The sequence below is a fragment of the Paraburkholderia sp. BCC1876 genome, from assembly GCF_902833695.1.
Taxonomy (GTDB): domain Bacteria; phylum Pseudomonadota; class Gammaproteobacteria; order Burkholderiales; family Burkholderiaceae; genus Paraburkholderia.
This window is the reverse complement of sequence record NZ_CADFGI010000128.1, coordinates 1-230: the sequence shown is the minus strand read 5'-3', so window position 1 is coordinate 230 and position 230 is coordinate 1. Positions and strand designations below refer to the sequence as shown.

At 67.0% G+C, this 230-nt stretch carries 1 pseudogene; it reads left to right on the top strand.

From position 1 onward, the window contains the following. A pseudogene (locus HWY05_RS38120) lies at positions 1-230 on the top strand (ATPase); the annotation flags it as partial.

Genomic DNA, 230 nt, shown 5'->3' with positions numbered 1-230 from the left:
ACGCTGGACGACGAACGTCAGGCGCGCGAAAAGTTGATCGCGGTGGTGTCGGGCAAAGACGCCGAGATCGCTCGCGTCACGCAGGAACGCGACCACGCGCAGCAACAGGTCGCCACGTTGGACGAGGCGTTGCGGGCGAAGTCGGAAGAGGCGGACAAGTGGTCGCTGGACGCCGCCGCGGCGACGACACGCGCACATACCGCCGAGGCGCGTATCGAGGAACTGGAGCA